This window comes from Sphingomonas sp. Leaf343, assembly GCF_001423765.1.
In the GTDB taxonomy this organism is placed as follows: Bacteria; Pseudomonadota; Alphaproteobacteria; order Sphingomonadales; family Sphingomonadaceae; genus Sphingomonas.
Genome location: NZ_LMPG01000001.1, coordinates 163,871 through 181,699 on the forward strand (window position 1 = coordinate 163,871; position 17,829 = coordinate 181,699).

17 protein-coding genes are annotated in these 17,829 nt (G+C 69.1%); 15 read left to right on the forward strand and 2 right to left on the reverse strand.

Going from position 1 to position 17,829, the window contains the following annotated elements:
- The first annotated feature begins 47 nt into the window (after positions 1-47).
- The 3 genes from ASG07_RS00625 to ASG07_RS00635 all read left to right on the forward strand — a co-directional run bounded on the left by ASG07_RS00625 (position 48) and on the right by ASG07_RS00635 (position 1,949).
- A complete protein-coding gene (locus ASG07_RS00625) occupies positions 48-791 on the forward strand; it encodes a YebC/PmpR family DNA-binding transcriptional regulator (RefSeq protein ID WP_055840777.1) in 744 nt (247 codons plus the stop codon).
- Between the two features lie 148 nt (positions 792-939).
- The gene (ruvC, locus tag ASG07_RS00630; protein ID WP_055840780.1) at positions 940-1,446 is read left to right on the forward strand and encodes a crossover junction endodeoxyribonuclease RuvC; all 507 of its coding nucleotides are present in this window, start codon (positions 940-942) and stop codon (positions 1,444-1,446) included.
- A gap of 56 nt (positions 1,447-1,502) precedes the next feature.
- Entirely contained in the window at positions 1,503-1,949 is a 447-nt protein-coding gene (locus ASG07_RS00635) for a TM2 domain-containing protein (protein ID WP_055840783.1), read from the forward strand.
- Here the strand turns inward: ASG07_RS00635 and ASG07_RS00640 are convergent.
- Positions 1,937-2,674, reverse strand: a complete 738-nt coding sequence (locus ASG07_RS00640; RefSeq protein ID WP_055840786.1) for a Crp/Fnr family transcriptional regulator — start codon at positions 2,672-2,674, stop codon at positions 1,937-1,939. The two genes, ASG07_RS00635 and ASG07_RS00640, sit on opposite strands and share 13 nt — an antisense overlap.
- Before the next feature lie 243 nt (positions 2,675-2,917).
- Here ASG07_RS00640 and ASG07_RS00645 point away from each other — a divergent pair, with 243 nt between their 5' ends.
- The 3 genes from ASG07_RS00645 (at position 2,918) to ASG07_RS00655 (ending at position 4,839) form a co-directional block, all read left to right on the forward strand.
- On the forward strand, positions 2,918-3,622 hold the full coding sequence (locus tag ASG07_RS00645) for a Crp/Fnr family transcriptional regulator (RefSeq protein WP_168377283.1): 705 nt from the start codon (positions 2,918-2,920) through the stop codon (positions 3,620-3,622).
- 48 nt (positions 3,623-3,670) lie between these two features.
- Positions 3,671-4,270: a Holliday junction branch migration protein RuvA gene (gene ruvA / locus ASG07_RS00650; protein ID WP_055840791.1), complete on the forward strand. Its 600-nt coding sequence runs from the start codon at positions 3,671-3,673 to the stop codon at positions 4,268-4,270.
- Positions 4,271-4,350: 80 nt separating this feature from the next.
- The gene (locus ASG07_RS00655; RefSeq protein ID WP_055840794.1) at positions 4,351-4,839 is read left to right on the forward strand and encodes a hypothetical protein; all 489 of its coding nucleotides are present in this window, start codon (positions 4,351-4,353) and stop codon (positions 4,837-4,839) included.
- 13 nt (positions 4,840-4,852) lie between these two features.
- Here ASG07_RS00655 and ASG07_RS00660 read toward each other — a convergent pair whose 3' ends face one another.
- Positions 4,853-5,446 (reverse strand): exopolysaccharide biosynthesis protein, encoded by a 594-nt coding sequence (locus ASG07_RS00660; RefSeq protein WP_055840796.1) that lies wholly within the window; start codon positions 5,444-5,446, stop codon positions 4,853-4,855.
- A gap of 217 nt (positions 5,447-5,663) precedes the next feature.
- Here ASG07_RS00660 and ruvB point away from each other — a divergent pair, with 217 nt between their 5' ends.
- The 9 genes from ruvB (at position 5,664) to ASG07_RS00705 (ending at position 17,820) form a co-directional block, all read left to right on the forward strand.
- Positions 5,664-6,683 carry a Holliday junction branch migration DNA helicase RuvB gene (gene ruvB, locus ASG07_RS00665; RefSeq protein ID WP_055840799.1) on the forward strand — a complete coding sequence of 340 codons (1,020 nt, stop codon included), beginning with the start codon at positions 5,664-5,666 and terminating at the stop codon, positions 6,681-6,683.
- Positions 6,684-6,704: 21 nt separating this feature from the next.
- Positions 6,705-7,928: a chromate efflux transporter gene (gene chrA, locus ASG07_RS00670; protein WP_236694464.1), complete on the forward strand. Its 1,224-nt coding sequence runs from the start codon at positions 6,705-6,707 to the stop codon at positions 7,926-7,928.
- A 46-nt stretch (positions 7,929-7,974) separates the two neighbouring features.
- Entirely contained in the window at positions 7,975-10,242 is a 2,268-nt protein-coding gene (ptsP, locus tag ASG07_RS00675; RefSeq protein ID WP_055840805.1) for a phosphoenolpyruvate--protein phosphotransferase, read from the forward strand.
- Positions 10,243-10,331: 89 nt separating this feature from the next.
- Positions 10,332-11,303: a helix-turn-helix domain-containing protein gene (locus tag ASG07_RS00680; protein ID WP_055840808.1), complete on the forward strand. Its 972-nt coding sequence runs from the start codon at positions 10,332-10,334 to the stop codon at positions 11,301-11,303.
- 6 nt (positions 11,304-11,309) lie between these two features.
- Positions 11,310-12,266 carry a hypothetical protein gene (locus ASG07_RS00685; RefSeq protein WP_236694465.1) on the forward strand — a complete coding sequence of 319 codons (957 nt, stop codon included), beginning with the start codon at positions 11,310-11,312 and terminating at the stop codon, positions 12,264-12,266.
- The gene (tilS, locus tag ASG07_RS00690) at positions 12,238-13,251 is read left to right on the forward strand and encodes a tRNA lysidine(34) synthetase TilS (RefSeq protein WP_236694466.1); all 1,014 of its coding nucleotides are present in this window, start codon (positions 12,238-12,240) and stop codon (positions 13,249-13,251) included. The genes ASG07_RS00685 and tilS overlap by 29 nt, the downstream gene beginning before the upstream one ends.
- Before the next feature lie 68 nt (positions 13,252-13,319).
- On the forward strand, positions 13,320-15,284 hold the full coding sequence (gene ftsH / locus ASG07_RS00695; RefSeq protein ID WP_055840811.1) for an ATP-dependent zinc metalloprotease FtsH: 1,965 nt from the start codon (positions 13,320-13,322) through the stop codon (positions 15,282-15,284).
- A 111-nt stretch (positions 15,285-15,395) separates the two neighbouring features.
- On the forward strand, positions 15,396-16,502 hold the full coding sequence (locus ASG07_RS00700; RefSeq protein WP_055840814.1) for an ATP phosphoribosyltransferase regulatory subunit: 1,107 nt from the start codon (positions 15,396-15,398) through the stop codon (positions 16,500-16,502).
- A gap of 28 nt (positions 16,503-16,530) precedes the next feature.
- Positions 16,531-17,820, forward strand: coding sequence for an adenylosuccinate synthase (locus tag ASG07_RS00705; RefSeq protein WP_055840817.1), 1,290 nt, complete (start codon positions 16,531-16,533; stop codon positions 17,818-17,820).
- The last annotated feature ends 9 nt before the right edge of the window (positions 17,821-17,829 follow it).

Here is a 17,829-nt window from a genome sequence, read left to right on the forward strand (position 1 = left end):
CCCTTTGTCGGGTCTAAGGACGCTGCCATCTTCCAAGAGGCGGACCGATGGCAGGCCATTCCAAGTTCAAGAATATCATGCACCGCAAGGGCGCGCAGGACAAGAAACGGTCCGGCATGTTCTCCAAGCTCAGTCGCGAGATCACCGTGGCGGCCAAGATGGGCCTGCCCGATCCCGACATGAACCCGCGCCTGCGCGCGGCGGTGAACGCCGCCAAGGCGCAGTCGATGCCCAAGGACAATATCCAGCGGTCGATCGACAAGGCGTCGCGCGGCGACATGGAGGCGTATGAGGAAATCCGCTACGAGGGGTTCGGCCCGGGCGGCGTGTCGCTCATCATCGAGGCGCTGACCGACAACCGCAACCGCACCGCGACCAACGTGCGGACGGCGGTGGCGAAGAACGGCGGCAATCTCGGCGCGTCCGGATCGGTCAGCCACGCCTTCGACCGCGTCGGCCTCATCAACTATCCGGCATCCGTGGGCGATGCCGAGAAGGTCTTCGAGGCGGCGCTGGAGGCGGGTGCGGAGGACGTGACCTCCACCGACGACGGCCACGAGATCTGGACCGCGCAGGGCGACCTGCACGAGGTCGCCAAGGCGCTGGAGCCGGTGCTGGGCGAACCCGAAGGCGCGAAGCTGGCATGGCGCCCGCAGACGATGGTCGGCGTCGACGAGGGCGACGCGGCGACGCTGTTCAAGCTGATCGACACGCTGGACGACGACGACGACGTCCAGACCGTCTGGGGCAATTACGAAGTCTCCGACGAGGTCATGGAGAAGCTGGGTTGAGCCACGCCCCCTCTCCGGCACGGAGAGGTTCGGGCGAGCGGCGGGATCGTCCTCATCCTTCCGTCGCTTCGCTCCTCCCTCCCTCTCCCTCTGGGAAGGGTGAGGCCGCACATTTCGCGGGCATCACGGCTGGCGAGCACACGGGCCGATGATCATCCTCGGCCTCGACCCCGGCCTCGGCACGACCGGCTGGGGCGTCATCCGGGCCGATGGCAACCGGCTCAGCCACGTCGCCAACGGGCAGATCCGCACCGATCCGTCGATGGCTTTGCCCCGCCGCCTGTCGCTGCTCTACTCGGCACTGGTCGACGTCATCCGCACCGAGCGGCCGGACGGCGCGGCGGTGGAGGAGGTGCTGGGCAACACCAATGCGCAATCGACGCTGAAGCTGGGGCAGGCGCGCGGCGTCGTGCTGCTCGCCGCTGCCGCCGCGGGGCTGCATATCGGCGAATATCATCCCTCCACCGTCAAGAAGGCGGTCGTCGGCACCGGCGGTGCGGAGAAGAAGCAGATCCAGGCGATGATGGCCGTCCTGCTGCCCGGCGCGAAGCTGGCCGGACCCGACGCCGCCGACGCGCTGGCGGTGGCGATCACGCACGCGCACCATCTCGCCAGTGCGGAGGGCATGGCGCGGCGTTCCCGCATCACCGCCTGAATACTTGCAACCCGGCAACGGATGTCGGAAATGCCGCTGCGACAGGGAGGGAATTGATGCGAGGACAGGTACTTGGTGTCGATGCGCGGACTGGGGCGGGGCAGGTCGCGGGCGATGATGGCCGCCGCTACACCTTCGGCCCGGACGATTGGGCGGATCGCGGCGAGCCGGCGATCGGCGCCTATGTCGATTTCGAGACCGCCGACACCCGCGCGCTGAGCATCTTCCCGCTGCCCACCGCGACGCAGGCGGTGGCCGTGCCGTCGCCGCCGGCCCGTCCCCGCACCGATCGCAACAAATATGTCGCGGCGATCATCGCGTTCCTGTTCGGCACGCTCGGCATCCACCGCTTCTATCTCGGCCGAACCGGCTCCGGCATCGCGATGCTGGTGCTGACCTGCACGCTGGTCGGCCTGCTCGTCACCGGCCCGTGGGCGCTGATCGACATGATCCGCTATCTCGTCATGTCCGACGACGATTTCGCGGAACGCTATCCGCGGTAGGTGCGCGGGCGCGGCATCGGCCCGATCAGGCGTTCATACTCCGCCTCCGGCGCGCCATAGGCATCGCCCGCAAACTCCTCCAGCGCCGGCCGGTCGCGCATCACGACCTGCCCGCGCAGCGACCGGATCAGCCCGCTCCCCTCCAGCGTCTGCAACGCCAGCGTCACGCTCGATCGCCGCGTGCCCAGCATCAGCGCCATGAACTCATGCGTCAGCGCGATGCCGTCGGTCGGCACCCGGTCGTGGCACATCAGAATCCACCGCGCGAGCCGCTCGTTGATCGTGTGCAACGCATTGCTGAGCGCGGTATGCGCCACCTGCACCGCCGACGCCTGCGCATAGCGGAGCATCAGCGCCATCAGCGTCGGACTGGCCCATGCGGCATCGGCGAACGCACCGGCGGGCATCCGCAGCGCATCCCCCTCGACCTGGATCAGCGAGTCGTGCGGCGATCGTCCGCCCGCCAACAGGACGGGAAGTCCCGACATCCCTTCCGCGCCGAAGAGGCCGGCCTCCACCCGGTTCCCGTCCGGCGATACCGCCAGCAGCGACGCGACCGCCGTCTGCGGGAAATAGACGTGGTCCATCACCTCGTCCTTGTCGCCCATGACATGGCGGACCGGCAGCATCATGCGCTCCAGCGAAGGCACCAGTCGCGCGAAGTCCTCCGCCGCCATCATCGCCAGCAACCGGTTGCCGATCGTCGCCTGATCCAGATCGGGCATCGTTCCACCCCCGTCGTCCGGCCGGAAGCGCCTGTCTTCCGGGCGTCCACACCCCGGATGATGCGAGCGGACGCGCGCCTGGCCTAACACCGGAAGCGCGGCACCGCCTTGCTGTGGATAATGCTGCCACGCTAAAATGTTCGCTTTCCGACCAAGTATTCTGGCGCGTGAACATGATCGGTATCCGGTCGGCGATACGTGAGACAAAGGAATATCCCGATGCCGGCAGGCGAACCCGTCCTCATGCCCATCGTCCGGAAACTGACACGGTCCGGCCCCCTCGGGGAGGACGACCGGGCGGCGATCCTGTCGCTGGCGCAGGATAGCGTGATGCTCGATGCGGGCGTGGCCATCGTCGCCGATGGCGGTCCGGTGGACCGCTGCTGCGCGCTGCTGTCCGGTTTCGCGTCGCGGTCCAAGGTCACGGGGGAGGGCAAGCGCCAGATCCTGTCGCTGCACGTGTGCGGCGACCTGCTTGATCTGCACGGCCTGATGAGGGGTGTAGCCGATCACGACATCCGCACGCTGACGCCGTGCCGCGTCGCGTTCCTCCCCCGGTCGGCGATCCTCGACCTGATCGATCGGCACGCCGCCATCGCGCATGCGCTGTGGCTCGATACGCTGGCCGATGCGTCCGTGTTCCGCGAATGGATCCTCAACGTCGGCCGGCGGGGCGCACGGACCCGTATCGCGCATCTGCTGTGCGAAAGCGCCCTGCGGGTCGCGGCGGCCGATCCGGATGCCCGATCCGGATTGCCGCTGACGCAGGCGCAACTGGCGGATGCGACGGGACTGACGCCGGTCCACGTCAACCGCGTGCTGCAGGCGCTGGTCCAGGAACGTCTGATCGACCGTGATGACGGCACGATCACGATCGTCGATTTCGACCGGCTGGCGATCCTGGGCGAGTTCGATCCCGCCTATCTCGGATCGCTCGCCCACGGCTGACACGGTACCGCTTTCGTTCCCCGTGCCCTTGCACTACGCCTCGCGGCCATGATTGCGCATCTCAAGGGACGGCTGGAGTCCACCGGCATCGACCATGCCGTCATCGACGTCGGCGGCATCGGCTATCTGGTCGGCGCATCCTCGCGCACGCTGGCGGCGATCGGCCCGGTCGGGGAGGCGGCCACGGTGTTTACCGAGATGCTGGTATCGGAGGATTCGATCCGCCTCGTCGGCTTCGCGAGTGCATCCGAACGGGATTGGTTTCGTCTGCTGACGGGCGTGCAGGGAGTCGGCTCGCGCGTGGCACTGGCGATCCTGTCGACGCTGGAACCGGTCGATCTCGCCCGTGCGGTCGGCGCGCAGGACAAGGCGATGGTCGCGCGCGCCAACGGCGTCGGTCCGAAGCTGGCGGAGCGCATCGTGCGTGAGTTGAAGGACCGCGTCGGCGCATTTCCGGCGGGAACCGGTGCCGCGCCGGGAATGGTGGCCCCCGCGGGCGCGGCGGCGGATGCGGTGTCGGCACTGCTCAACCTGGGTTTCCGGCCCGCCGAGGCCAGCACAGCCGTCGCTGCGGCGGACGAGGAACTGGGCGCGGGTGCCAGCCTCGATGCGCTCGTCCGACTGGCCCTTCGAAAAGCCGCGAAATGACACATAAATCAATCATTACGAGTGAAACCCATTTTGGATTCGTAACGGATGGGTAAGCGTTTGCTCGTAAAACCGGGATCATGGACACGACCCGCGCACTTCATCTGCTGCACGAGCATCGGCAGGGCCTATCGAACCAGTTAACCGCCGCGGAAGCGGTGGTGAGCGTCGCGGGGTCCGATGGCGGTCCGGCCCTCGCCCGCGCCCATTGGGATCTGGCGCGGCTGCTGCGCTCCTATCGCCTGTTCAAGCATGCGGAGGTGTTCTGCCCGGCCATCGCGCAGGGTGACACCGACGAACGGCGGTCGGCCGCCGACATGATGGTCAACTGCGACAGGGCCGCTGCCCGTTTCGACGACTATGTCCTGCGTTTCAGCGGGATCGGCGGCACCGTCCCCGTCGGGGAGCCGGATCGGCGCGCGGCGATGCTGGCTCTGATCGCCGGCATCCGCGCCCACCTCGACAACGAGGGCCGCGCAATCGAACGGTTGATGAACGACTGGCGCGGGATGCCGGTGGGTATGCCGCCATCGCAGCCTGCCGCAACCAGTCTCTACGCCCGCCGCTGAAGCGCCACGCCGGTCAGGTCTTCGATCCGATCAGTCCCGCGCCGACGGCGACGGCGACACTCGCCAGCATCATCGCGGCGATCATCAGTGCCCCGTCACGCACCAGCAACGCCAGTCCGAACGCCGCGATCGCCGCCATCGGCGCGGTGCTGGCGAACGGCAGCAGCTCCAGCGGCGGCACCGTCGCCGCCAGCACGATGCAGCACACGCCCGCCACCCGCACGAACGGCCCTCGCGTCAGTGCCGGCAGTCGCCCGTGGAACCAGCGATCGGCATGGTGCGCCGCGCCACGCAGCGTCTGCGTCGCCTTGCGGACCGTGTCCGCCCTGGCGCTCCGCCGCGCGAGGAAACCGGGCAGCCAGAGGTGATCGCGGCCCAGCACGATCTGTACCGCGAACAGCGCGATGATCGCCGCCAGCACCGTCGGCAGGCCGGGGATGCCGCCGATCGGCGACATCTCGATCAGCGCCGGCACCAGCAGGAACGGGCCGTACGACCGGTTGCCGAACGCCTCCACCGCATCGCCCAGCGACACGCGATCCTGTTCCCCGGCCAGCTCGTCCAGTCCGTCCAGAATGTCGCCGATGCTGTGGGGATCGTCCGCCATGGAGACCGAACCGCGCCACGCCGGAACGGGTTCCGCTGTCCTACAGGTGCCGCCGGTGCGATAGTGAGGCGATGTTCCGGCCGACACTCCCCCGCTCACCTGATCGGTCGTATCCGGTGGTGATGCGGGCGAAGTGGAGGCCGGTGCGCCGACGCCTCCACTTCCTCCACTTCGATCCCCTCGACTTGGGGCTGTCCGGTCCGCTACGGAACGAATCGTGACCGATGACCGCCTCCTGACCGCCAGCCGCCGCCCCGAGGACGTCGATGCCGCGCTGCGCCCCAAAAGCCTCGACGAATTCGTCGGGCAACAGGCGGCGCGCGAGAATCTGCGCATCTTCATCCAGGCCGCGCGCGGTCGCGGCGACGCGCTCGATCACGTCCTGTTCTTCGGCCCGCCGGGTCTCGGCAAGACGACGCTGGCACAGATCATCGCGCGCGAAATGGGCGTCGGCTTCCGCGCCACCTCCGGCCCGGTCATCGCCAAGCAGGGCGATCTCGCCGCCCTGCTGACCAATCTGGAGGACGGCGACGTCCTGTTCATCGACGAGATCCACCGACTGCAACCGGCGGTGGAGGAAGTGCTCTATCCGGCGATGGAGGACCGCGCGCTCGACCTGATGATCGGGGAGGGGCCGTCGGCACGTTCCGTCCGCATCGACCTGCCGCGATTCACGCTGGTCGGCGCGACGACGCGGCAGGGATTGCTGACGACGCCGCTGCGCGACCGGTTCGGCATCCCCGTGCGCCTGCAATTCTATACCGTGGAGGAACTGACGCGCGTCGTGTCGCGCGCCGCCGGGCTGCTCGACCTCGGCATCGCACCGGACGGCGCGGCGGAGGTGGCCCGCCGCGCGCGGGGCACGCCGCGCATCGCCGGTCGCCTGCTGCGCCGCGTCCGCGACTTCGCCAACGTCGCCGGGGTGGAGACGGTGGACGCCCGAATCGCCGACGCCGCGCTCAACCGGCTGGAGGTCGACAAGCTCGGCCTCGACGCGATGGACCGGCGCTATCTGCACATGATCGCCGACATCTATCGCGGCGGCCCGGTCGGGGTCGAGACGCTCGCCGCCGGCCTGTCCGAACCGCGCGATACGATCGAAGAGGTGATCGAGCCGTATCTGATCCAGCTCGGGCTGATCGCCCGTACCGCCCGTGGCCGCTTCCTGAACGCCGGGGGGTGGAAGCATCTGGGACTCAACCCGCCGGCGGGGTCGCAGGACGGATTGTTCGACTGACGGAGTAGAAGGGGGGATCACATGGGGGGAATGGTCGTCGATCCGGCGGATGGGGGCAATGTGCCGTCGCCTGCGCCACCCGCGATATCGTTGCCGGCGCTGTTCCTGCGTTTCCTGCGCTTTGGCTGCCTCGCCTTCGGGGGACCGGTCGCGCAGATCGCGATGATCCGGCAGGCGCTGGTAGAGGACGATCCGTGGATCTCCGGCGCGCGCTTCAATCGCCTGCTCGCCATCCTCCAGATCCTGCCGGGGCCGGAGGCGCACGAACTCTGCGTCCATCTGGGCATGGTCGCGCGCGGCCGCTGGGGTGGACTGCTTGCCGGGCTCGGCTTCATGCTGCCCGGTCTCGTGCTGATGCTGGGCGCGGCGTGGCTCTACGACGCGTGGCTGCTCGGCCGGACGGGGGCGTCGGGGTTGCTGCTGGGCGTGCAGATCGTCGTCGTCGCGATCATCGTCCGCGCGGTGCAGCGGATCGGCAGGCATGTGCTGGAGGATCGCCTGCTGTGGCTGATCGCGGGCCTCGCGACGGTCGCGACTTTGCTCGGCGTGCCGTTCTGGATTCCGCTGATCGCGGGCGGTCTGGCCTATGCGGTCGCGGCGCGGCGCCGGGCCGCGGCGGCGGTCGCGGTGCTGGCCGTCCTCGTCGCGATCGCGCTGCATGACGGCACGGTGGCGCCGGTCGGCGCGGTGGCCGCGTCACCCGGCGTGCAGGCGGGCATCGCCGCGCTGTTCGTCGCCGGGCTGAAGGGCGGGCTGCTGACCTTCGGCGGGGCCTACACCGCCATTCCGTACGTACGCGCCGACACGGTGGGGCGCGGCTGGCTGGCGGACGGCACGTTTCTCGACGGCGTCGCGCTGGCGGGCGTGCTGCCCGCGCCGCTGGTGATCTTCGGCACCTTCGTCGGCTATGTCGCCGGTGGGCTCGGCGGTGCGCTGGCGCTGACCGCGGGCATGTTCCTGCCCGCGTTCGCCTTTTCGATGATCCTGTTCGAACGGCTGGAGGCGGTGGTGGAGAACCCGGCCACCCACCGGCTGCTTGCGGGTGTCGCGGCGGCGGTGGTCGGGGTGATCGCCGCCACGTCGGTGCAACTCGGCTGGGCCACCGAAGCCCGCGCGCCGGCGCTGTGGCCGGTCGCGACGATCTTCGCGCTGGCGCTGGCGGCGGCGTGGTTCGGCAAGGGGCGCTGGCTGATCCCCGCGCTGATCGCGTTCGGTGCGGCGGCGGGGTGGCTGCTGTTTCCGTGATCGCGCCGCTACCCGGCCCCCGGACAATCTGATAGCGAGTCGCATCATGCCCACGGCCGCCGCCTCCGCCCGCGAGATTCTCGTTCGTCTCCACGACGTAATGGCGTCGCGCACGCCCGCGCAGGCGAAGCTCAATCAGGTCGTCGGCATCATCGGCGAGGAGACGGACAGCGAAGTCTGTTCGGTGTATCTGCTGCGCGAGGGCGTGCTCGAACTCTTCGCCACCCGCGGCCTGGCGCAGGAGGCGGTCCACGTCACCAAGCTGGCGCTGGGCGAGGGGCTGGTCGGCACGATCGCCGAGCGGGGCGAGGTGCTGAACCTCGACGAGGCCGCTTCCCATCCCGATTTCCGCTACATGCCGGAAACGGGGGAGGAGCGCTTCCACAGCTTCGCCGGCGTGCCGATCATCCGCCGCGAACGCGTCGTCGGCGTGCTCGCGGTCCAGCATGCCGAACAGCGCCGCTACGCCGATGTCGAGATCGAGGCGTTGCTGACGGTCGCGATGGTGTTGTCTGAACTGATCGCCAATGCCGGCCTGATCGACACCGGCGCGGTGACCGATCGTCCGCAATCGACCGCCGCCGTCCGCATTCCGGGGCAGAAGCTGGTCGAGGGCATGGCGTCCGGCGCGGCGGTCTTCCACCAGCCGCGCATCGTCGTCGAGCATACTGTCGCCGAGGACACCGATGCGGAGCGCCACCGCGTCTACGCCGCGTTCGACAAGATGCGCGAGCAGATCGACCGGATCGCGCGGGAGGCCGAATTCGGCGTCGGTGGCGAGCATATCGAGGTCATCGAGACCTACAAGATGTTCGCCTATGACGAGGGCTGGGCGCGGCGCATCAACGAGGCGATCGACAGCGGCCTGACCGCCGAGGCGGCGATCGAGCGCGTGCAGCAGCGCACCCGTCAGCGGATGCGCCAGATCGACGACCCGCTGCTCGCCGATCGCATGCACGATCTGGAGGACCTCGCGAACCGCCTGCTGCGCATCGTCTCGGGCCAGATGGGCACCGCCGCGCAACTCGGGCTGCGGCAGGACACGATCCTGATCGCCCGCAATCTCGGCCCCGCCGAATTGCTGGAATACGACCGCCGCCGTCTGAAGGGCGTGATCCTGGAGGAAGGATCGCTCACCGCGCACGTCACGATCGTCGCGCGCGCGATGGGCGTGCCCGTGCTCGGCCGGGTGCGCGACGTTCGCCGCCTGATCGCGGAGGGCGACCAGTTGTTGCTCGACGTGACGGAGGGCAACGTCTTCGTCCGCCCGTCCGCTGCGATGGAGGAGGCGTTCGACGCCAAGCTGGCGCTCCGTCAGAAGCGCAAGGCCGCGTTCGCCGCGTTGCGCGACGTGCCGCCGGTGACGAAGGACGGCCACCGCGTCACGCTGATGATAAACGCCGGGCTGCGCGACGATGTCGGTGCGCTCGACATCACCGGCGCCGACGGGATCGGCCTGTTCCGCACCGAATTCCAGTTCCTCGTCTCCGCCACCCTGCCGCAGCGCGAGCGCCAGCAGCGCCTCTATCGCGAAGTGATGGAAACCGCCGGCGACCGCCCGGTCGTGTTCCGCACGATCGACATCGGCGGCGACAAGGCTTTGCCCTATCTGAAGCTGGAGGGCGGGCACGAGGAGAATCCGGCGATGGGCTGGCGCGCGCTGCGCCTGTCGCTGGAGCGCGACGGCCTGATGAAGGTGCAGGCGCGCGCGCTGCTGGAGGCGGGGGCCGGCCGCACCCTCAACGTCATGTTCCCGATGGTGTCGGAGGCGTGGGAGTTCGACGAGGCGAAAGCCCTGTTCGAGGCGCAGCGCGACTGGCTGACCGGCCGGGGCAAGCGCGCACCGAATGAGGTCCGCTATGGCGCGATGCTGGAGGTGCCGGCGCTGGCCGAACAGCTCGACCTGTTGTTGCCCGCGGTCGATTTCCTGTCGATCGGCACCAACGACCTGACGCAGTTCCTGTTCGCCGCCGACCGCGCCAACCCGAAACTGGCGGAGCGGTACGACTGGTTGTCCTCCTCGATCCTGCGCTTCCTGCGCCGCGTCGTCACGGCAGCGCGGGAACAGGGCGTGCCGGTGGCGGTATGCGGTGAAATGGGGGGTCGCCCCTTGGAGGCGCTGGCGCTGATCGGTATCGGGATCGACCGGCTGTCGATCACGCCCGCCGCGGTCGGTCCGGTCAAGGCGATGATCCGGTCGCTGGACCGGACGGCGGTGACCGCGGAACTCGACCGGCTGCTGGCCCGCCCGCCGCGCGACATGCGTGGTGCGCTCGAAACATGGGCGGCGGCGAACGGAATCGAACTGGCCTGACAGGCAATCGGATGGCGGGCGCGGGTTGACGGGGCTGGAGCGCTCTGAAAGATGCAGGGGCGGGCGGGATGCCCGGGCGGAGTGAATGGATGAGTGACGTCGTGCCCGACCAGCCCGTGCCGCCCGCGCCGTCCGAACGCGTGGGCGATCGCCTGCGCGCGGGACGCGAGGCCGCCGGCCTGTCGATCGCCGAAGTGGGGCAGCGCACCCGCGTGCCGCTCCGCCATCTGGAGGCGATCGAGGCCACGGATTTCACCGCTCTGCCGTCGCCGACCTACGCTATCGGGTTCGCCCGCGCCTATGCCCGCACGCTGGGGATGGACGAGGTCGCGGTGGCGCACGATGTCCGGCTGGAATTGCGCAACGTCACCCGCGCGCCGGAATATGCGCCGTACGAAACCGCCGATCCCGCCCGCGTCCCTTCGCGCGGGGTGGCGATCGTCGGACTGGGACTGGCGCTGGCGGTCATCATCCTCGTCGGACTGTGGTATGGCACCGACCTGTTCCGCCGCACCGGCACCGGCACGATCGCCGCGACACCCGCCGCGCTGCCGAGCGCCGGGCCGACGCCGGCCGCAGCCCCCACGCCGGTCGCGCCGCGTCAGGTGACGCTGGCCGCCGGTGACGACGAGGTCTGGCTGCGCGTCTACGATGCGGACAATACGACGCTGTACCTCGGCACGTTGAAGCCGGGCGAGACGTTCGACGTACCGCCGACGGCGAACCGCCCGATGATCAACGTCGGCCGCCCGGACGAGTTGAAGGTCAGCGTCGACGGTCGCGCGATCCCGCCGCTCGGCGACGGCCGCCGGCCGATCAAGGACGTGCCGGTCGACGCCGCCTCGATCGCCGCGCGCCTGTCGGGTGCCACGCCTGCACCCTCATCCGGCGCGACTCCAGGCTCGACTGCGGGTCCGGTCGCCGCCACCGCCCGGCCTGTGCGGACCGCCGCTCCGGCGCAGCCTCGCTCGCGCCCGACGCGCGTTCTGACCGAGACGCAGCGCGCCAACCTCAATTCGGCCACCAACCCGCCCGCGCCCCGGCCGACCACCAGCGAGTAACCGCCAGTGACCCAGCGTATAGTGACCCAGCGTAGCGTATCTTTCCTGCCCCTCCTGCTCGCCGCAGCGCTTCCCGCCGCCCTTTTTCCCGCCGTCGCCAATGCGCAGTCCGGGCTCGACGGTCGCGTCGGCCGGCTGGAGAGCGAGATGCGCGCGGTGCAGCGCAAGGTGTTTCCGAACGGCCAGCTTCTCCAGCCCGACGTCACCGCCCCCGTCGCGCCGACCGAGGTTCCCGGCGCTCCTGCGTCCAGCGCGGTCGTCGACCTGACGGCGCGTGTCACGTCGCTGGAGCAGCAGCTGGCGACGTTGACGGGTCAGGCCGAACAGAATGGCTATCAGATCCGCACCCTGCGCGAGCAGTTCGAGGCCTATCGCCGCAGCACGGACGCGAAACTGGCCGCGCCGGTCGCCGCCGCACCGATCGACGGCGGCGAACCCGCGCCGATCGCTCCTGCGCCGGCTTCGCGTCCGCTGGGCTCCACCGGCGGTGCTGCGCGTCCGGCTCCGGCCGGCCCCACCGTCACCGACGAACGCGCCGCGCGTCTCGCGGCGCTGGAACGCCCGGCCAGCGGCGATGCGGCCGAGGACGCGTATCTCTACGGCTATCGCCTGTGGCAGGCGAAGCTCTATCCGGAAGCGCAGGCGCAACTGAAGAAGACGGTCGCGGACCATCCGAAGTCGAAGCGCGCCAGCTATGCCCAGAACCTGCTCGGTCGCGCCTATCTCGATGACGGCAAGCCCAGCCTCGCATCAATGGCTTTCTACGATAATTACAAGAAGATGCCGGACGGTGAGCGTGCGCCCGACAGCCTGCTTTATCTGGGTCAGGCTCTGGTCAAGCTCAACAAGCCTGCCGACGCCTGCAAGGTGTATGACGAACTGAGCGATGTCTATGCCGGCAAGCTGTCGGCCGGGATGCAGGCGGATATCGCCCGTGGCCGTACCGCCGCCAAGTGTAGGTGAGGCCCGGACGATCGACGCCGCGCAGGTCGATCGCTTCCGCACCGATGTCGGTGCGCTACTCGCCGATCCGCCGGGTATCGATCGTCCGCTCGCGCTGGCGGTCTCCGGTGGTCCCGACAGTATGGCGATGCTCGCGCTGGCTACGGCCGGCTTTCCCGGCCGGGTGATCGCGGCGACCGTCGATCACCGCCTCCGCCCGGATGCGGCCGACGAAGCCGCGATGGTCGCCGGCTGGTGCGCAGACGCCGAGATTCCGCACCGCACGCTGACGCTGGAGCCGCTGCCCGGCGGCAATCTGCATGCCGAAGCGAGGGCGGCGCGGTACGCCATACTGGCGGACTGGGCGACGGGGCAGGGGGCGCAGCACCTCGCCACCGCGCACCACGCCGACGATCAGGCCGAAACCTTCCTGATGCGGGCGAACCGCGGCAGCGGACTGGCCGGGCTGGCCGGCATCCGCCCACAGCGCGCGTATAGGAACCTCACGATCGTCCGCCCGCTGCTCGGCTGGCGTCGTGCCACGCTGCGCGCCGTCGCGGAGGCCGCCGCGCTGCCGTTCGTCGACGATCCCGCCAACGATGCCGATCGCTTCGACCGCACGCATCTGCGCCGCCATCTCGCCGGCCAAAACCTTCTCGATCCCGCCGCGCTCGCCCGCAGCGCCGGCTGGTGCGCCGAGGCGGACGCCGATCTGCGCGCGATGCGCGACTGGCTGTGGAGCGGGCGTGCCCGGTCCGGCGACGAGCTCGCGATCGATGTCGCCGACCTGCCGCGCGCACTGTGCCGCCTGCTCGTGCGTCGGGCGATCGAGGGGGTCCGCACGGCTCTTGCGATCACGCACCCCACCTTCTCCGAATCGACCAATGTCGAGGCGCTGCTGGATGCGCTTCAGGCCGGCAGATCGGCGACGCAGGCGGGCGTGATGGCGTCGCCGCGCGGTACGACGTGGTATTTTCGCGAAGCACCGCCACGTCGATCACTCTGAGCGCGGTTGTTCCATTGCCATTAACCCATCCCGGCTTATCTTGATGGTCGAAAGGTACAGCGCGACCCATGAACGACAACGACAAGCAGAACGGAACCGAGGGCGGCGGGCCCAACCCCTGGATGAAGAGTCTTCTCATCTGGGTGGCGATCCTGCTCGGCCTCGCGCTGTTCGTGACGATGATCGACGGTCGGACCACGACCTCGGGCACCGGCAACCAGATCGCCTATTCGGCTTTCCTCGACAAGGTCGACGAGGGCACGGTGCGTGACGTCAACATCAGCCGTGACATCATCACCGGCACGATGACGAGCGGGGAGAAGTTCCGCTCCTATCCGATTCAGGATGCGACGCTGGTCCCGACGCTGCGGAAAAAGGGCGTGACGATCACCGCCAAGCCGGAGGAGGGTCCCTCGGTCTGGATGGTGCTGCTGTATCAGTCGCTGCCGTTCCTGCTGTTCCTCGGCATCGCGTTCTTCGTGCTGCGCCAGATGCAGAAGGGCGGCGGCGCCAATGGCGCGATGGGCTTCGGCAAGAGCCGGGCGAAGATGCTGACCGAAAAGCACGGCAAGGTGACGTTCGACGATGTCGCCGGCATCGACGAGGCGCGTTCGGAACTGACCGAGATCGTCGACTTCCTGAAGGACCCGACCAAGTTCGCGCGCCTCGGTGGCAAGATTCCCAAGGGCGCGCTGCTCGTCGGGTCGCCGGGCACCGGCAAGACGCTGCTCGCCCGCGCCATCGCGGGTGAGGCGGGCGTCCCGTTCTTCACCATCTCCGGTTCCGACTTCGTCGAGATGTTCGTCGGCGTCGGCGCGAGCCGCGTCCGCGACATGTTCGAACAGGCCAAGAAGTCCGCGCCCTGCATCGTCTTCATCGACGAAATCGACGCGGTCGGTCGTCATCGCGGTGCCGGCCTCGGCAACGGCAATGACGAGCGCGAGCAGACGCTGAACCAGCTGCTGGTCGAGATGGACGGCTTCGAGGCGAACGAAGGCATCATCATCGTCGCGGCGACCAACCGCCCTGATGTGCTCGACCCTGCGCTGCTGCGTCCGGGCCGCTTCGACCGTCAGGTCGTCGTGCCGCGACCGGATATCGAGGGGCGCGTCAAGATCCTTGAAGTGCACATGAAGAAGGTGCCGCTCGCCCCCGACGTCGATGCCCGCACGATCGCGCGCGGCACGCCGGGCTTCTCGGGTGCGGACCTCGCCAACCTCGTCAACGAAGCGGCGCTGACGGCGGCGCGCAAAGGCAAGCGTCTCGTCGCGATGGCCGAGTTCGAGGAAGCCAAGGACAAGGTCATGATGGGCGCGGAGCGTCGCAGCATGGTCATGACCGAGGACGAGAAGCGCATGACCGCCTATCACGAGGCTGGCCACGCCATCGTCTCGATCCACGAACCGGCGTCCGATCCGATCCACAAGGCGACGATCATCCCGCGTGGCCGTGCGCTGGGCATGGTGATGCGCCTGCCGGAGCGGGACAGCTATTCGTACCACCGCGACAAGATGTACGCGAACCTCGCCGTGGCGATGGGCGGTCGCGTCGCCGAGGAAGTGATCTTCGGCTATGACAAGGTGTCCTCGGGCGCGTCGGGCGACATCCAGTACGCCACTGGGCTGGCCCGCGACATGGTCACCAAATGGGGCATGTCGGACAAGGTCGGTCCGGTCGAATACGCGCAGCCGGAGGGCGAGAGCTTTCTCGGCTATTCGTCCTCGCAGCCGGTGCGGATGTCGAATGCCACCGCGCAGTTGATCGATGACGAGATCAAGGCGATCGTCGAGGGTGGTCTGGCGCGTGCCCAGCATCTGCTGACCGAGCATGTCGACCAGCTTCACCTGCTGGCCGGTGCGCTGCTCGAATACGAGACGCTGTCGGGCGACGAAATCAAGAAGCTGATCGCGGGCGAGCAGCTCGACCGCAGCGATCCGGGTTCGAAGACACCATCGGTCCCCGCCGCCGGCACCTCGATTCCCAAGACCCGCCGCCCGACCGGTTTCGGCAACCCAAGCCCGCTCGGCGCGTAAGCGCCGGGTCGACCGCTCCGAAGCGGAAGTGGAGGAACTGGTGCGCCAGCGCCTCCACTTCCTCCACTTCGCCGGCTGGCGCTCCACCGCGCACCCCGCTATCCGGCGCGCATGACCAAGCCCGGCCTGCTTCCGGAGGGGTTCCACGACCGCCTCCCGCCTTTCGCCGATGTCGCCGCCGCCGTGGAGGCGCGCGTGCTGGAGGCGGCGCGGCTCTATGGCTACGAACGCGTCGATCCGCCGCTTGCCGAATATGCGGAGGAACTCGCCGCGCGGCTGAAGGCCGGCGGCCTTGCCAACGCCGTACGCTTCGTCGATCCGGTCGGGCAGGCAACGCTCGCGATCCGTCCCGATCTGACCGCACAGGTCGCCCGCATCGCCGCGACCCGCATGGGCCACCACCCGCGTCCCGTCCGCCTGTCCTATGCCGGCTCCGTCCTGAAACTGCGCGCGACGCAGCTCGCCCCGGCTCGGGAGCGCCGCCAGCTTGGCGTCGAACTCATCGGTCTCGATTCGATCGCTGCCGCCCGCGAAGTCGTGGCGGTCGCCGCCGACGCGCTGACCGCGGCGGGTATCACCGACCCGTCGGTCGACTTCACGCTCCCCGATCTGGTCGACACGCTTGCCGCCGGCGCGCTGCCGGTCCCCGCCGGGCAGATCGATGCGTTGCGCGACCGGCTCGATGCCAAGGACGCCGGCGGTGTCGCCGCGATTGCGCCGGCCTATTTGCCGCTGATCGAAGCGGCGGGTGCCTTCGCCCCCGCGCTGGAGCGGCTGCGCGCGTTCGACACGACGGGCGCGCTCGCCAGCCGGCTCGACGGGCTTCGGCAGATCGCCGAGTCGCTGGGCGATCGCGTGGCGATGACGCTCGATCCGACCGAACGTCACGGCTTCGAATACCAGTCCTGGCTCGGCTTCTCTCTGTTCGCTGCCGGCGCGGCGCGCGAGCTGGGGCGGGGCGGCACCTATGTGGTCGTCCATCCGAACGGCAACGAGGAACCCGCCACGGGCTTCACGCTCTACGCCGACGCACTGCTGGCCGGCGATGCCACGGTGGAGCGCCGCCGCCTGTTCCTGCCGCATGGTACGCCCGATGCCGAAGGTGCATCGCTCCGCGCGCAGGGATGGGTCACCGTCGCCGCCCTCGATCCGGCGGATACGCCGCAAGCGCAACTCGCGACGCATTGCTGGGTGGCAGGACAGGCGCAGGCCCTGTAGAGGGCACGCGCATCCGGGGAGAAACGCATTGGCGAACGTAGCGGTCATCGGCGCACAGTGGGGCGACGAGGGCAAGGGCAAGATCGTGGACTGGCTCGCCGAGCGCGCCGACATGGTCGTCCGTTTTCAGGGCGGGCACAATGCCGGCCACACGCTCGTCGTGGGCGACGCCGTCTATAAATTGTCGCTGCTGCCGTCGGGTATCGTGCGCGGTACGCCGTCGGTCATCGGCAACGGCGTCGTGCTGGACCCATGGGCGCTGAAGGCGGAGATCGAGCGTCTGGGCGAACAGGGCGTCGTCGCCACGCCGGACACGCTGCGCATCGCCGACAACTGCGCGCTGATCCTGCCATTCCACCGCGACCTCGACGGTCTGCGCGAGGATGCGAGCGGTGCCGGCAAGATCGGCACGACCCGCCGCGGGATTGGCCCCGCCTATGAGGACAAGGTCGGCCGTCGCGCGATCCGGGTCTGCGATCTGGCGCATCTCGACACGCTCGATGCCCAACTCGACCGTCTCTGCGCCCACCACGACGCGCTGCGGGCCGGCTTCGGCGTCGACCCGATCGATCGCGACCGCCTGATCGGCGACCTGCGCGAGATCGCCGATTTCGTCCTCTCCTTCGCCAAGCCGGTCTGGCGCGACCTGAACATCGCGCGCGCCGCCGGCAAGCGCATCCTGTTCGAGGGCGCGCAGGGCGTGCTGCTCGACGTCGACCACGGCACCTATCCGTTCGTCACCTCGTCCAACACCATCGCCGGCACCGCGGCGGGTGGCTCCGGCCTCGGGCCGGCGGCGGTCGGCTTCGTGCTGGGGATCGCCAAGGCGTACACCACGCGTGTCGGTTCCGGCCCGTTTCCGACCGAACTGGACGATCCGACCGGCGAGCAGCTCGGCATCCGCGGCCACGAGTTCGGCACTGTCACCGGGCGCAAGCGGCGCTGCGGCTGGTTTGACGCGGTGCTGGTGCGTCAGTCGGCGGCGGTCGGCGGGATCACGGGGATCGCCCTGACCAAGATCGACGTGCTGGACGGCTTCGAAGAGGTGAAGATCTGCACCGGCTATCGCCTGCGTGGCGAGACGCTGGATTACTTTCCGTCACACTCCGCCGATCAGGCGGCGGTCGAGCCGGTCTACGAGACGATGGAGGGGTGGCAGGAGTCGACGGCGGGAGCGCGCAGCTGGGCCGACCTGCCGGCGCAGGCGATCAAATATATCCGCCGTGTCGAGGAATTGATCCGCTGTCCCGTCGCGCTCGTTTCGACCAGCCCGGAACGCGCCGACACGATTCTCGTCCGCGATCCCTTCGCAGACTGACACGCGAAA